Consider the following 13585-nt stretch of genomic DNA (forward strand, 5'->3'; position numbering starts at 1 on the left):
CCTTTATACCATAAAAAAAGGTCTGTCACGACCTGAAGGGGAGCAACCAATTTGTCGCACGCAAAGAAAAAAATCGGTTGGATCGCAACCAGCTTGATCGCCCTGTCGCTGATGCTCGCCGCCTGCGGAGGCGGCAATTCCAATAACGCCGCCGGTTCGCCGAGCGCTTCCGCCGGCGCCAGCCCGTCCGCGGAGCAGACCGCAAGCCCGTCCGCATCGGCTGCGGCTTCGACTGACGCCAGCGCCGAACGAACGCTGACGGACGGCCTCGGCAACGAAGTGACGGTCCCGGCGAACCCGGAACGCATTATCGCCTCTTACCTGGAAGACCACCTGGTCGCCCTCGGCGTAAAGCCGGTCGCCCAATGGTCGGTGGCAAACGGCATTCAGGATTATTTGCAGGGTGAGCTGGAGGGGATTCCGACGATCGCCTTCGATCTTCCCTACGAAGCGGTTGCAAGCTTTACGCCCGATTTGATCATCGTCGGCTCGTCCGGCCTGGTCGAAGGCGACAAGTACGGCCAATATTCGAAAATCGCCCCGACGTTCGTCCTCGGGGACGAAATCAACAACGATTGGCGGCAAGCGCTGCTGAAAATCGGCGAAGTGCTGGGCAAAAGCGACGAAGCGCAAAAAGCGCTGGACGATTACGATGCCAAAGCGAAAGACGCCAAGGAGAAGCTGCAGCAAGCGGTCGCTTCCGAATCGGCCGCCGTCCTGTGGCTGACGAACAAGCAATTTTACGTCGTCAGCGAATCGCAATCCAGCGGCGCCGTTCTATACGGCGATTTGGGCCTGACGGTGCCGGAAGTCGTCAAGGAAATTTCGGCCGCCGGCAGCGCCAGCTGGAACTCCATTTCGCTGGAAAAGCTGGCCGAACTGGACGCGGATCACATTTTCCTGATCAACAGCGACGTGGCGTCGGGCTCCGAAGCGCTTCAGGACCCGATTTGGCAAAACATCCCCGCCGTCAAGAACGGCAACGTATACGAATTCGACAGCAAGGAGAGCTGGCTTTACTCGGGCGCGATCGCCAACGGGCAAATGATCGACAACGTGCTGGCCAGCCTGGTCAACTAAAGACGCGCATGCAGCGAAGCAATCCTTCCGGCCGCCTTCGGCCGGGGGGATTGTTTTTTTGCGGCGATCGGCGAATGGGGCTTCACGGACGGCGCGAAGTTCGTTACATTAAGAAGACGCGAAGCAAACGCTTTAATAAGTCGCAACCGGAGGTTTTGTCCGATGTCTTCCCCCGTTACGCCGTCTCGCCGGGACGCGCTGCCCGGTCGGCCGGCCGCCGTTCCCGGCGCGGGGAGCGCTCGCGCCGCGCTCCCGTTCAAGCCGGTTGCCCGCCGGCATCATATCCTGTTCGCCGCGGCGACCGTTTTATATTGGATGACCATGTACGTTTATGTACCGATTCTGACTCCGTTTCTGCAGGATCGGGGCTTGTCGATGGGCTGGATCGGCTTCATCGTCGGCAGCTACGGCCTGTCCCAGATGCTCATCCGGTTTCCGCTCGGCGTCTATTCCGACCGAATGAGCCGGCGCAAGCCGTTTTTGATTGCCGGAATGCTGGCGGGACTCGTCGGAAGCGCCCTGTTTCTCGTCGGAGACGCCTGGCAGGGGCCGCTGGCCGGCAGGCTCGTGCTCGGCATATGCGCCTCTTCCTGGGTCGCCTATTCGGTGCTTTACGCTTCGTACTATCCGCCCGAACAGTCCACCAAGGCGATGAGCACGATCAGCTTTCTCACCGTCGTCGGCCAGCTGGCCGGCATGACGGCAAGCGGCTGGCTCGCATCCGCAGGCGGCTGGGAAACGGCGTTTTTGACCGGCATCGGCCTTGCCGCCGCCGGGATGCTCGCCGCCGCATGCGTGTTCGAGCCGCCGTCGCCAAGCCGCGCCGCGTTGCCCGCGGCTGCGGCGGAAGCGCAAACGGCAGCGCCCGGCGGCGCCCGCCGCAGCGTCCGGAAGAACGTAACGTCCTCGCCGCTGCTGATCGAAGTGTCGCTGCTGTCGCTGCTCGTTCACTGCATTTTATTCATTACGATGTTCGGCTTTACCCCGCTTCAGGCCGTTGCGCTCGGAGCGTCGGAAGTCGAGCTTACGTGGCTTGTCGTCGCCTTCATGGTGCCGCATGCGCTCGTTTCGCTCTGGAGCGGCCGGTTGCTCGCGCCCCGCTTCGGCGAACGAAACGTCATTATCGCCGGTTTCATCCTCAGCGCCGCCTGCTCCGCCGCGATTCCGCTTTGCGCCTCGCTTCCGTCGCTGCTGGCGACCCAGGCCGTGAACGGAGCCGCGCAGGCGATGGTCATTCCGCTGCTGCTCGGCCTTGCCATTCGCGACTATCCGTCGTCCGAGCGGGCGACCGCAATGGGCTTCTACCAATCCGTCTATTCTATCGGCATGTTTGCGGGCCCTTATGTCGCGGGCTGGTTCAACAATGCCGGCGGTCTTCGCGCCGGGTTTTGGTTTGCCGGCGCCATCGGGCTGGCCGCGGCCGCAATCGCCTTGATCGGAGCGAAACGCCGCCGCTAGCCGGACGGAGGTCGCGCCGACGAATTGCCGAATGGCCCTCCTCGATCGGCGGGCTTACATGTCAAATGGCCGGCGTACCGCCCACCAGACGAGAAGGGCGACGATCATGGCCGCAGCCAAGAGCAGCAGCGTATCCCGCCGGGCCCAGCGCAGCGTCGGCCATACCGCGGGGTACGGCCTTCGTCCGACGCCTCGGCTTTCGAGCGCCAGCGCCGCCTGATCGCCATGCCGGAAAAGCGCCGTCAGAAAAGGCATGGAAATGTGAATCAGCCGGCCCGCCGCGTTTTTGAGCGATAAGCGGGCAGTTTTCCCCCTCGCGATCGCGAGCCGCTCGAACCGCTCCCACTCTCCGAGCAAAACCGGAATGAACCGCATAAGCAGCGTAACGGTCAAAATCGCGTTCTGCGAGCGCAAGCCGAGCCTTCCTTTTCTTGCCGCGAGCTGCTCCAGCGATTTGCGCAGCCGAAGCGGCGTCATGACGAGCGGCAGCCCCAATCCGAGCAGCATGACGAGCAGCGTGCGGCTCATCGAATGCAGCGTGGCAAGCATCGTTTCCGGGTGAATGCCTTTGGCTCCCCCGGCTCCCGCGGCCGCGATCAAGGACGCCGCGACGGAAAACGCCATGAAAGCGGCGATCATTCCCCGCCACCTGCGCAAAGGAATTTGGCCCCACGCGATGGCCGTCAGCACGATCGCGGCCGCCATTCCGAGTCCCGCCCAATCCCGAAGCATGAAAATCGCCGCGGATAACAGCAAATAAGAAAGCCATACCGCCCGCGGGTCGAAGCGCGCGAGCCGAGGCGGCTCGTCCATGCCGTCGCCCCGGGCGGACCGGTGACGCGCCGGCTGCGAATCCGCTTCGGAAGCGGCGGTTTCGCGCGCGGCCGCTTCGGGCAGGCCGGCGTCCGCCGCCGCATCTCCGGGCGGCCGATCCGGCACGAGCTCGTCGGCCAACGCCGCCGCGTCCAGCAGCGATTCCGGCCGAAGCCCCCGCTTCAGCCAATCGCCCGCGAGCATCAGCCACGGCGGCGTTTCCATGCCCGCTTCCCGCCACAGCTCGGGACGGGCGAGAAGCTCGTCGCGGCCGCACAGCCTGGCCTCGCCCGACGGCGCGAGCAGCAGCGCCCGATCGGCCAGCGGCAGCGCCCATTCGCTGTCGTGCGAGACGAGCACGACGCCTCGCCCCGATCGCGCCTCGCGGCGCAGCCGCTCTGCGAGCAGCGCATGCCCTTCCGCGTCCAGGCCCGCGGTCGGTTCGTCCAGCAGCAGCCACGGCGCGGGGACGGCGAGCAGACAAGCGATCGCAAGCCTTCGGCGCTCGCCGCCGCTCATGCGAAACGGATCGCGGGTCAGCCACGCGCGATTCCAGCCTACCGCTTCGAGCGCCTCCTCCTGCCGCTCGAGCTTATCCTCCGCCGGCAGCCCGTAAGGCTTCAGCGCAAATTCCAGCTCTTCGGCAGCCGTCCGGGCGAACAGCTGCTCTTCCGGCGCCTGGCTCGCGTAGGCATACGCTTTTAACGCCCGATCGTTTCGAATCGGACGGCCGCGCCAATCGCTTATCCACAGCTCCGATTCGCCGAAACTTATGCGCCAATCCTGCGGCGGCCTCAAGCCGGCCAGCTGTTCCAGCCAGTACGATTTGCCGGCGCCGTTCGGTCCGAAGACGGCCGTTATCGTTCCTCGATGGAACTCAAGCCGGGTGTCCCCGCGCGTCACCGTCAAATCCGTTCGTTTCGATTCCGCTGCCGACATGTCACGCCTCCGCCCTTTTCGGCCGCAGCCGCGTCCTGCGCCAATCCTCCGCCGTTACCGGCAGAGGCGGGAACAGCTTGCCGGAACGGCACAGCTCCCGCGCAAGCCGGGCCAGATAGGGAAGCCGAAGTCCGATTTGCTCGCAGGGCGATAGGCTTTGCGCATATTCATCCCGACCGTACAAAAACTGCCGCACGTCCCCGTCGAAGCGGATTCGCCCGTCCGCGAAAGCGACGACGCGCTCCCCCGGCTCCAGCTCCTCCAGGCGCTGCGTAACCCAGACGATCGCCGCGCCGCGCTCGCGAAGCCGGCCGGCGAACGAGCGAGCCCGGCGCCGGGCGCCGTCGTCCAGCATGGAGGTCGCCTCGTCGAACACGACAAGCTCCGGATTCCCGGCGCAAGCGGCGGCGATCGCCGCCATTTGGCGCTGGCCGCCGGACAGCCGGCTCCATGGGCGGTCGGCCGCTTCGCTCAAGCCCGCCGCCTCCAGCATCGCTTCCGCCTGCACGTCGGTTACGGACGGCGTCATTCCCTGCCATTCGAGGGCGAACCTCAATTCCTCCCGGGGCGTTTGCCCGAACAGCTGCGCGTCGGGCTGCTGCATGACATAGGCTGCCGGATAATCCCCTGCGAAACCGCGCTCGACCGTTCCCTCGACGTTCCCCGCCGGCAAACCGGCAATCAGCCGCGCCGCCGTCGATTTGCCGGAACCGTTCACGCCCACGATCGTAAGCCACTCCCCTTTGGCGATCGACAAGTTCAGATCGGCAACGATCGTCTTCGTCTCTCCCGCTTCGTCCGCTCCGTAAACCGTCACCTCGATCAGGCGCAGCGGCAGGCTCGTTTTTTCCTCATTCATCTAAAATTCCTCTTCCCAAGCGAAATTTCCCATGGTAAAATGCGAAATGTTAACCAACAACCAAAATAAAGGTTAACATTTCGAGAGGGGTTTTGACAATGACGAATTTACCCGATTCGGCGGGATCCCCGAATCCGTCTCCGGTTGCTCCCGGCCCGTCGCAGCAAATCAGAGGGATCGTTTACACGGCTTTGTTCGCCGCCTTGTTCATCGCCTTCAGCTTCGTGCAGATTCCGCTTGGCTTTACGCCGGTCCCGATTACGCTTCAAGCGCTTGCGGTCATGCTCGCGGGAGGTTTGCTCGGCGCCAGATACGGCTTTTGGAGCATTGCCATCGTCGTCCTGCTGACGGCCGCCGGACTTCCCTTGCTGCAAGGCCGGGGCGGGCTCGCGACCGTGTTCGGCCCGACGGGGGGCTTTATCTGGATGTTCCCGGTTTCCGCGCTTTTGATCGGCCTGGCGAGCGACCGGCTGTTTCGCGGTGTCACGCGGCCCGGCCCGAAGCGAGTTGCCGCGCTTGCGGCTTCGATCGTCCTGTTCGGCATCGCGTTCGCGTACCTAACGGGCGTGCCCTGGCTCGCCTACAAAGCCGACACGTCCCTTGCCCGAGCAATGGTGCTTGGCTGCTACCCGTACCTTGCCGGCGATTTCATCAAAGCGGCCGTGGCGACGGTCGTTATCGTCCTGCTTCGTCCGAAGCTCCCTCGGCTGCGTTGACGTCTTGGGTCCCGGTCGCGCCTTGAGGGGTGCCTTGAGGGGCGCCTCGGGAACTATGTTCCCTTTTGCGGCCTTATTCTCGATATCCCCTTCCCTCAGGAAAGCCGAACCTATTTAAAAGTACCCGAATAATGGGATGAAGAGCGGATGCAACGGGTTCTGCAAAACGGTCGCGATCCCGCAGACAGACTGAGCTAACGGGATACCGCAAACAGCGTCGCGATCCGCAGACAGACTGAGCCAACGGGATACCGGAAGCAGCGTCGCGATTCGCATACTGCTTATTCAATCGGGTAGGAGGCTACTCATTAGTTGAGTAGGGGTCTGTCAATAATTTTGTGTAAACTCTTTTATAGGCATCTCTCCGAAGGGGAGATTAGCCTCCTCAAGGTAAGTGCTGGCCGATCCGGTCCGGAAAGAAGACGGAGAGCTGCAGGAGCATCTGTCCCCAGTTTTGAACACGACCGGTCCATTTGCGGGTGACGTCCATCGTGACTAAGTACAGCATCTTCAGTAGCGCCTCGTCGCTTGGGAAGATGCTTTTCCCTTTGGTGACTTTTCGCAATTGGCGATGATAGCTCTCAATCATGTTCGTCGTGTAGATGAGCTTACGAAGCTCAGGCGGATACTTGAAGAAGGTGGCGAGTTCGTCCCAATTGCTGCGCCATGAGCGGACAATAAGGGGATACTTGGCGCCCCACGTCTCCTCAAAGCGGTCGAGTTCCAGCAGAGCCATTTCCTCCGTAGCAGCCTTGTAGATGGGCTTCAGATCGGCCGTCACCTTCTTCAGATCCTTGTAGGAGACGTAGCGCGTGGAGTTGCGGATCTGGTGGATGATGCACTTCTGAATCTCCGTCTTCGGATAACAGGCAGAGATCGCCTGGGAGAAGCCCGTGAGGTTGTCGACACAGGTGATAAGGATGTCCTGAACGCCGCGATTCTTAAGATCGTTCAAGACGCTCAGCCAGAACTTCGCGGACTCGTTCTCGCCGATCCACATGCCCAGCACGTCCTTGTTGCCGTCCATGTCGATCCCAATGACCATGTAGGCAGCTTTGTTCACGATCGCCCCGTCTTGCTTCACCTTGAAGTGGATGGCGTCCAGGAAGACGACCGCGTATACGCCCTGCAACGGCCGATTCTGCCACTCTTTGATGAGCGGAATGATCTTATTCGTGACATTGGAAATAAAGGTTGGCGAGACCTCCAAACCATAGAGATTCTGCAGATGGTCCTGGATCTCCCGCGTGCTGACGCCTTTGGCGTACAGGGCGACGATCTGATCCTCGATCCCCGTCACGTTGGACTGATGCTTCTTCACCACGAGCGGCTCGAACTCGCCCAGGCGATCCCGTGGCACGGCAATCTCCTGGTCGCCGTACTCGCTAGTGACGATTTTCTTGCTCTTACCGTTGCGACTGTTCTTCGTCTGCTTGTTCTGCACGTCATGCTTGCTATAGCCCAGGTGCGTATCCATTTCGGCCTCTAGCATTTCTTGCAGCGTTTCGGCAAACAGGTCCTTTAGCGCATTCTGCGCATCCTGTGCGGTGACCAGATTATTCTCCTTGATGAAACTCCGCAGCTGCTCTTTCGTCCATAATCCCATGTGTGCTCCCCAACCTCTCCATGATTTCATTTTAGTAGGTTTGAGAGTTTACACAAAGTATTTTACAGACTCTTGAGTAGCCGACCTCCCACACCACCGTACGTACCGTTCGGTATACGGCGGTTCCTAAGTTTACATTCGAACAGACTTGAAATACGCTGAGAAGGTTGTGTAACCGGCTTTCTCCAGAAGTATGTCGGTTACAGTCGTGTGCAGGATTGGGCTTTTGGCTGTTCGCCAATAGCCTTTTCTTGTACTCGCGAACTTGAAGGCGGTGTTGTGGTCGTTTCCGAGTTTACGTAGCATGGCATATCGGGTTCGTACGCGTTTCCAACGTTTCCAAATGTACATGCGTATTCTTCTTCTGAGCCATTGATCGGTTACCTTAAGCAGGCTCTTCATATCCGCGAGTTTGAAGTAATTCAACCATCCCGTTATGAATTGTTTCAGCTTTAATTTCAGCTCGTCATATCCAAACCCTTTGCTTCTTGCCGTGAGCTCTTTTATTCTCGCTTTCATTTTGCTGATGCTCTTGGCGTGGGTACGTAATTTAATTCCGTCCTTGGACGGATAGAATCCGTAGCCCAGAAATTTGATCTTTCCGATGTAGGCCACCACTGTCTTCTCTAGGTTCACCCGAAGTCGCAATTTTCCTTCGATGAATGGCAGAATGTGTTCCAGCATCCGCGCCGCTGACCTTTTCGTCCTTGCGAAAAGGAGCATATCGTCCGCATATCTGACGAACTTGATTCTTCTGCGCTCCAGTTCGCGGTCCAACTCGTTCAGCATGATGTTACTGCACAGGGGACTAATATTGCCGCCCTGTACAAGTCCCAGCTCTGTCTCCTCGAATTTCCCCTTGTTGATCGCGCCTGCCGCCAGATATTTGTGGATCAGCGATACGACTCTGCCGTCTTTAATCGTTCTGGACAGCAGTTCGATCATCTTCGCTTGATTGACTGTGTCGAAGAATTTCTCCAAATCCATGTCTACGACATAGGTGTATCCTTCGTTTGCGTAGGCCTTACATTTCCTTAAGGCATCGTGCGCGCTTCTCTTGGGTCTGAATCCATAGCTGGTTTCAGCAAATTGGGCTTCGAAGATGGGTTGTAGCACCTGTGCCACGGCTTGCTGCAGCATTCTGTCCACTGCGGTCGGTATGCCCAGCGTTCGCATCTTCCCGTTGTCCTTGGGGATCTCCACCCTGCGGACCGGATTTGGACGATATTTTCCGTCCAGAACAAGCTTTACGAGTTCATCTCCGTTGTCTTTGAGATATTGTAGCAATTCCTCTACTTCCATCCCATCGACGCCGTGTGCGCCTTTGTTCCTCTTCACTTGCTTGTAGGCATTGTTCAGATTCTCCCGGCTCAAGATTTGCTCTAGTAGCTTGTCCCCTCGGCTGTTGGTGTTGGTGTTGTTGTTTTCAGTTATCCGCTTGTCGGTAAGCGCTCCCGCATACCCTTCGTGTTCCGCACTATCTCTTTGCGGGCAGCCCTTGCTACAGCAAGGTATTCTGCTTTCTTTTGTCCCGACTTTGGTAACTTTCATTGACTAACACCTCCTTAGGTTCAACCCTTCATAACGCTTGTCGCGTTACTAATATGGTCTCTGCTGACTTCTCACGATAAATCTTGTTTCAACCGCATCTCGCTCATCCGCTTCATGCGTCCGTGAGACCTCCCACGGTAAGACGCGTCGCTTTCATCCCATGTACCCGCCGTATTTACATCCTCGTGTCCGTGCAGTTTATTGGATTTTGTCTTGGTTAGCAGACTCGTCCCACTTTGGATGCCTGATGCGATTCGTGTTCCTCGGGTCGGGACTTTGCCTCCAGCTTCCTTCAGATTCCACCTCGCGATGGACACCCTTGCTCTTGGCTAATGGTTGGCAACTGCCAGCCCCCATAGCGGACTTTCACCGCCTAGCTGCGCGTCATGCGTGGCGCACTAAAAAAGCGGCGCCTCCGAACTAATCGGAAACGCCGCTTTCTTCGTTGTTATTTGGACTTTTTCTTGGCGGCGGAACGCCCCTGCTTTTTCGGGTCGTCGGGTTTCGGAGCCCGCGTCTGCGAGTTGGGGATGCCTTCGGTCATCGCGCCAGACCTCCTTGGCGAATTGGCGTCCGGTTTCGGACGGCAAGCTTAGCTTGCGGCCGCCCGCGCCCGATTATTCGGACGGTCTTAACAACCGCCTAGTCGCAAAATTCGGGATCTTCCGCCCGGGCCGCGGCTTCGACGTCCAGCTTTTCCGCGACCGAATCGCGGATAATGCTGACGATCGATTGCAGCAAATAGTTGACGTCGGTCTGGCTTTGCTGGAATTGCTGCACGATCGGCATTTCGTCGAGCTCGTCCTGCAGCTCTTCGATTTCCTTTTCGATCTTGGCGGCCATCGCTTCGTTTTTGAACGTGTTTTGGAAGGCGACCAGTTCCTTCTGCTTTTTCTTGATTTTCGCGATCAAGCCTTGAACCTTCTCGTGGCTTTGAATTCGCTTTTCCGCTTGCTGGTACAAGGCGACTTCCTCGGTCGTCGTGATCAGCTGCGCGAGTTCTCTCGCTCTGGCCAAAATATCCTCGCGCACGATCAGTTCCCGGTTATCGAACTCGGGGATCGCTTGGCCGTCCTCATGAAAACAGCCGCAGTCGTCTTGATGCTGATGGTCGTGCGCATGCTCGGTTGCCGACATATTCGATATTCCTCCTGAAATTGGCGATTAGGCTCCGTGCGACAAAGCGGCAGGGGCCGGAGCTTCGGTCGCTTCCCCGCGAATATACCACGTTTGAGGCTGCGTAACTTTGACCTGCACGAACTGACCGATCCACTCTTGCGAACCTTCGAAATGAATCAGCTTGTTCGAGCGCGTCCGGCCGGATAGAACGCCGGCGTTGTTTTTGCTGATGCCTTCCACGAGCACTTCCACCGTTTCGCCCTGCAGCAGCCGGTTGCTCTCCAGGCTAAGCTCGGCGATGAGCGCGTTGAGGCGTTCCAGACGCTTTTGCTTCACTTCGTACGGAACGTTGTCCTCCATGCCGGCGGCCGGCGTTCCTTCCCGAGGGGAATAAATAAACGTAAACGCCGAAGCGAATTTCGCCTCGCGGACAAGCGTCAGCGTTTCCTCGAACTGCTCCTCGGTCTCGCCGGGAAACCCGACGATAATGTCGGTCGTCAGGACGACGTTCGGGATGGCCGTCCGGATTTTGCGGACGAGCTCCAAAAAAAGCCCGCGATCGTATTTGCGGCTCATCCGCTTCAGCACTTCGCTGCTGCCCGACTGCACCGGCAGGTGAATGTGCTCGACCAGGTTCCCGCCTTTGGCCAGCACCTCGATCAAATGATCGTCGAAATCCCGCGGATGGGACGTCGTAAAGCGGATGCGCGGGATATCGATTTTCCGGATATCGTCCATCAGGTCGCCGAAGCGATAGCTGCGGTCCGTAAAATCTTTGCCGTACGCATTGACGTTCTGCCCGAGCAGCGTAATTTCCTTGAAGCCTTGCCGCGCAAGCTCCCGCACTTCGGCGATGACGTCTTCCGGCAGCCGGCTGCGCTCCTTGCCCCGGGTATACGGAACGATGCAGTACGTGCAGAACTTGTCGCAGCCGTACATGATGTTGACCCATGCCCGGAGTCCCTCGCGCTTTTTCGGCAAATTCTCGATGATGTCGCCTTCCTTGGACCATACTTCGACGACCATTTCTTTGTTGAAATAGGCATCCTGCAGCAGGTGCGGCAGCCGGTGGATGTTGTGGGTGCCGAAAATCAGATCGACATGCGCATGCTTTTCCATAATTCGGCCGACGACGGAAGCCTCCTGGGACATGCAGCCGCACACGCCGAGAAGAAGTCCGGGCCTTTCCAGCTTCAGCGATTTCAGATGACCCAGCTCGCCGAACACCTTATCCTCCGCGTTTTCGCGGATGGCGCACGTGTTCAGCAAAATGACGTCCGCTTCTTTCCGTTCGGTCGTTGCGACGAAGCCCATCTCTTCGAACAGGCCGCGCATCACCTCGGTGTCGTGCTCGTTCATTTGGCAGCCGTACGTGTAGATCAAATATTTTTTGCCGTGGCCGAGCGTCCGCAGTTCGTCCGGTACGGCTTGCTCGTAATGGACCCGAATTTCTTCCTTGCCGCGCTTCTTCTCGTCTTTGTAAGACGGAACGGAATTGATCGTGATTTCCCGGCCCTTGATCCGGTAGGTCGTCTTGCCGTCCCCTTCCTTGACGATCTTCGCATCGGAGAAGTTGAAATATTTGGAGTAATCTTTCTCTTGCGACATGGTGCGTTCACATCCTTTAGGTCAGACTCTATATCAAGAAACGAAAAGCGTTTGATTCATAAAGTACATTACGAAATTATATCACAACGGAACGCATGAATCTATGGAGGTTGTCATGGCAAAAAGAAAACCCTCCCCTGATTCGGGAGGGCCTTTCGTTTCTCGGGATCAGCCGACGATTTCGGCCGTGTCGCCCGTCTTGACGCCGGCGGCGTTGCCTTCGTCGGTGTCGATATGCATGTCGAGTGCGAAAGCGTCCGAGACGCGGGCGATGACCTGCTCGAACACGACGCCTCGCTCGCCTCCGACGCGAACTTTCAGCAGCTGCTTGTCCGCGATGCCCCATTTCGCCGCGTCCGACGTGTGGAAATGAATATGGCGGGCCGCCACGATGACGCCCTGGTCCACGGTCACTTCGCCAGCCGGCCCGACGATGCGGATGCCAGGCGTTCCTTCGATGTTGCCGGATTCCCGCACCGGAGGGTTAAGCCCGAGCGCGAAAGCGTCCGTACGGGACACTTCCAACTGCGTCGCCTTGCGGGCCGGCCCCAGGATGCGCACTTTGGGAAAGGAGCCTTTCGGGCCGTATACGGCCACCGTTTCGTTCGCGGCGAATTGTCCCGGCTGACTTAGCGGCTTCATCTCGGTCAAGCCTGCTCCCTCGCCGAACAGGATGGCCACATGCTCCTGCGATAAGTGAATATGGCGGGCCGAAACGCCGACCGGCACTTGTTTGGTTTCGCTCATTCGTATCTCCGCCTTTGCCTGATGGAATCATGTCCTTTTCACCCAATATTATACCTTATCCCCCGCCTGCAGGCACACGCGATCGCCCGTCCGGCGCGGCTGAAACCGCCATCATTCGGGCGCCGCCACGAATTTGTCGATTTATTCTGATCAAAAAACGTTTATCCGCCCGGCCCGGCTTGGGGGCCGCGAGAGCGGATAAACGTTTTGCTAAAAAATGATTATTTGAATTCCGCGACCAGCTTGTCGAATTCGTCCTTCGACAGGCGCAGGTCCTGTTTGGCCAGCGCGTCCTGCTTGAAGCCGACAGCCATATCCTCGTACGATTTGCGCGTCGTATCCTGATAAATAAGTCCCGTCAGCATGCCGCCGGTTTCCATGATTTTCGTCATCGCCGCGATCCGGTTGGACGGATCGTAGTCCTCGAATTGCTCCAGGTTGACGACGTTTTCCTTGAACCAGTCGTAGGTGTTGATTTTGTTGAACGTCACGCACGGGCTGAACACGTTGATCAGCGAAAAGCCCTTATGCCGCATTCCCGCTTCGATGAGCGCGGTCAGCTGCTTGAGATCGCTCGAAAACGACTGCGCCACGAACGTCGCGCCGGCGGACAGGGCGATTTCGAGCGGCGACAGCGTCGATTCGATCGACCCTTCCGGCGTCGATTTCGTCTTGAAGCCTTCGGCGCTGCGCGGCGAAGTTTGGCCCTTGGTCAACCCGTAAATCTGGTTGTCCATGACGATATACGTGATGTCCAGGTTGCGGCGAATGGCATGGACGGTATGCCCCATGCCGATGGCGAAACCGTCGCCGTCGCCGCCCGACGCGATGACCGTAAGCTCGCGGTTGGCGAGCTTGACGCCCTGCGCGATCGGCAACGCGCGGCCGTGAATGCCGTGCAGGCCGTACGCGTTGATGTAGCCGGAAATCCGGCCCGAGCAGCCGATGCCGGAAATGACCGCGAGCTGCTCCGGCTCGAGGCCCACGTTGGCCGCTGCCCGCTGGATCGCCGCTTGCACGGAGAAATCGCCGCAGCCCGGGCACCAGTTCGGCTTGATGTTGTTGCGAAACTCTTTGAACGTTGCCATC

At 58.9% G+C, this 13585-nt stretch carries 11 protein-coding genes; 3 read left to right on the top strand and 8 right to left on the bottom strand.

The window, feature by feature from the left end:
- Positions 1–51: 51 nt before the first annotated feature.
- Both JW799_RS24045 and JW799_RS24050 read left to right on the top strand, forming a co-directional pair.
- Positions 52–1080 carry an iron-hydroxamate ABC transporter substrate-binding protein gene (locus JW799_RS24045; protein WP_240353398.1) on the top strand — a complete coding sequence of 343 codons (1029 nt, stop codon included), beginning with the start codon at positions 52–54 and terminating at the stop codon, positions 1078–1080.
- Positions 1081–1242: 162 nt separating this feature from the next.
- Positions 1243–2538 (top strand): MFS transporter, encoded by a 1296-nt coding sequence (locus JW799_RS24050; RefSeq protein WP_205432049.1) that lies wholly within the window; start codon positions 1243–1245, stop codon positions 2536–2538.
- 54 nt (positions 2539–2592) lie between these two features.
- On the opposite strand, the gene JW799_RS24055 is transcribed toward JW799_RS24050, so the two are convergent.
- Together JW799_RS24055 and JW799_RS24060 are read right to left on the bottom strand one after the other, a co-directional pair.
- Entirely contained in the window at positions 2593–4290 is a 1698-nt protein-coding gene (locus tag JW799_RS24055; RefSeq protein WP_205432059.1) for an ATP-binding cassette domain-containing protein, read from the bottom strand.
- A 1-nt stretch (position 4291) separates the two neighbouring features.
- On the bottom strand, positions 4292–5149 hold the full coding sequence (locus JW799_RS24060; protein WP_205432062.1) for an energy-coupling factor ABC transporter ATP-binding protein: 858 nt from the start codon (positions 5147–5149) through the stop codon (positions 4292–4294).
- A gap of 98 nt (positions 5150–5247) precedes the next feature.
- Here JW799_RS24060 and JW799_RS24065 point away from each other — a divergent pair, with 98 nt between their 5' ends.
- Positions 5248–5865, top strand: a complete 618-nt coding sequence (locus tag JW799_RS24065; protein WP_205432064.1) for a biotin transporter BioY — start codon at positions 5248–5250, stop codon at positions 5863–5865.
- 385 nt (positions 5866–6250) lie between these two features.
- On the opposite strand, the gene JW799_RS24070 is transcribed toward JW799_RS24065, so the two are convergent.
- The 6 genes from JW799_RS24070 to JW799_RS24095 form a co-directional block, all read right to left on the bottom strand.
- Positions 6251–7471, bottom strand: coding sequence for an IS256 family transposase (locus tag JW799_RS24070; protein WP_080831775.1), 1221 nt, complete (start codon positions 7469–7471; stop codon positions 6251–6253).
- A gap of 132 nt (positions 7472–7603) precedes the next feature.
- Positions 7604–9022: a group II intron reverse transcriptase/maturase gene (gene ltrA, locus JW799_RS24075; RefSeq protein WP_205428888.1), complete on the bottom strand. Its 1419-nt coding sequence runs from the start codon at positions 9020–9022 to the stop codon at positions 7604–7606.
- Positions 9023–9664: 642 nt separating this feature from the next.
- Positions 9665–10159 carry a YlbF/YmcA family competence regulator gene (locus JW799_RS24080; protein ID WP_080838835.1) on the bottom strand — a complete coding sequence of 165 codons (495 nt, stop codon included), beginning with the start codon at positions 10157–10159 and terminating at the stop codon, positions 9665–9667.
- A gap of 27 nt (positions 10160–10186) precedes the next feature.
- On the bottom strand, positions 10187–11749 hold the full coding sequence (gene miaB / locus JW799_RS24085; protein WP_080838834.1) for a tRNA (N6-isopentenyl adenosine(37)-C2)-methylthiotransferase MiaB: 1563 nt from the start codon (positions 11747–11749) through the stop codon (positions 10187–10189).
- A 168-nt stretch (positions 11750–11917) separates the two neighbouring features.
- Positions 11918–12496, bottom strand: a complete 579-nt coding sequence (pduL, locus tag JW799_RS24090; protein WP_080838831.1) for a phosphate propanoyltransferase — start codon at positions 12494–12496, stop codon at positions 11918–11920.
- A gap of 221 nt (positions 12497–12717) precedes the next feature.
- Positions 12718–13584: a 2-oxoacid:ferredoxin oxidoreductase subunit beta gene (locus JW799_RS24095; protein ID WP_205432065.1), complete on the bottom strand. Its 867-nt coding sequence runs from the start codon at positions 13582–13584 to the stop codon at positions 12718–12720.
- Between the last annotated feature and the right edge of the window lies 1 nt (position 13585).

Origin of the sequence: Cohnella algarum, from assembly GCF_016937515.1 — a bacterium.
GTDB classification, from domain to species: domain Bacteria; phylum Bacillota; class Bacilli; order Paenibacillales; family Paenibacillaceae; genus Cohnella; species Cohnella algarum.

What these genes read in the sequence shown, in the direction of transcription:
- JW799_RS24055 (WP_205432059.1), bottom strand. Translation starts at nt 4,290, where the DNA reads ATGTCGGCAGCGGAATCGAAACGAACGGATTTGACGGTGACGCGCGGG.
- miaB (WP_080838834.1), bottom strand. Translation starts at nt 11,749, where the DNA reads ATGTCGCAAGAGAAAGATTACTCCAAATATTTCAACTTCTCCGATGCG.
- JW799_RS24065 (WP_205432064.1), top strand. Translation starts at nt 5,248, where the DNA reads ATGACGAATTTACCCGATTCGGCGGGATCCCCGAATCCGTCTCCGGTT.
- JW799_RS24060 (WP_205432062.1), bottom strand. Translation starts at nt 5,149, where the DNA reads ATGAATGAGGAAAAAACGAGCCTGCCGCTGCGCCTGATCGAGGTGACG.
- pduL (WP_080838831.1), bottom strand. Translation starts at nt 12,496, where the DNA reads ATGAGCGAAACCAAACAAGTGCCGGTCGGCGTTTCGGCCCGCCATATT.
- ltrA (WP_205428888.1), bottom strand. Translation starts at nt 9,022, where the DNA reads ATGAAAGTTACCAAAGTCGGGACAAAAGAAAGCAGAATACCTTGCTGT.
- JW799_RS24070 (WP_080831775.1), bottom strand. Translation starts at nt 7,471, where the DNA reads ATGGGATTATGGACGAAAGAGCAGCTGCGGAGTTTCATCAAGGAGAAT.
- JW799_RS24080 (WP_080838835.1), bottom strand. Translation starts at nt 10,159, where the DNA reads ATGTCGGCAACCGAGCATGCGCACGACCATCAGCATCAAGACGACTGC.
- JW799_RS24095 (WP_205432065.1), bottom strand. Translation starts at nt 13,584, where the DNA reads ATGGCAACGTTCAAAGAGTTTCGCAACAACATCAAGCCGAACTGGTGC.
- JW799_RS24050 (WP_205432049.1), top strand. Translation starts at nt 1,243, where the DNA reads ATGTCTTCCCCCGTTACGCCGTCTCGCCGGGACGCGCTGCCCGGTCGG.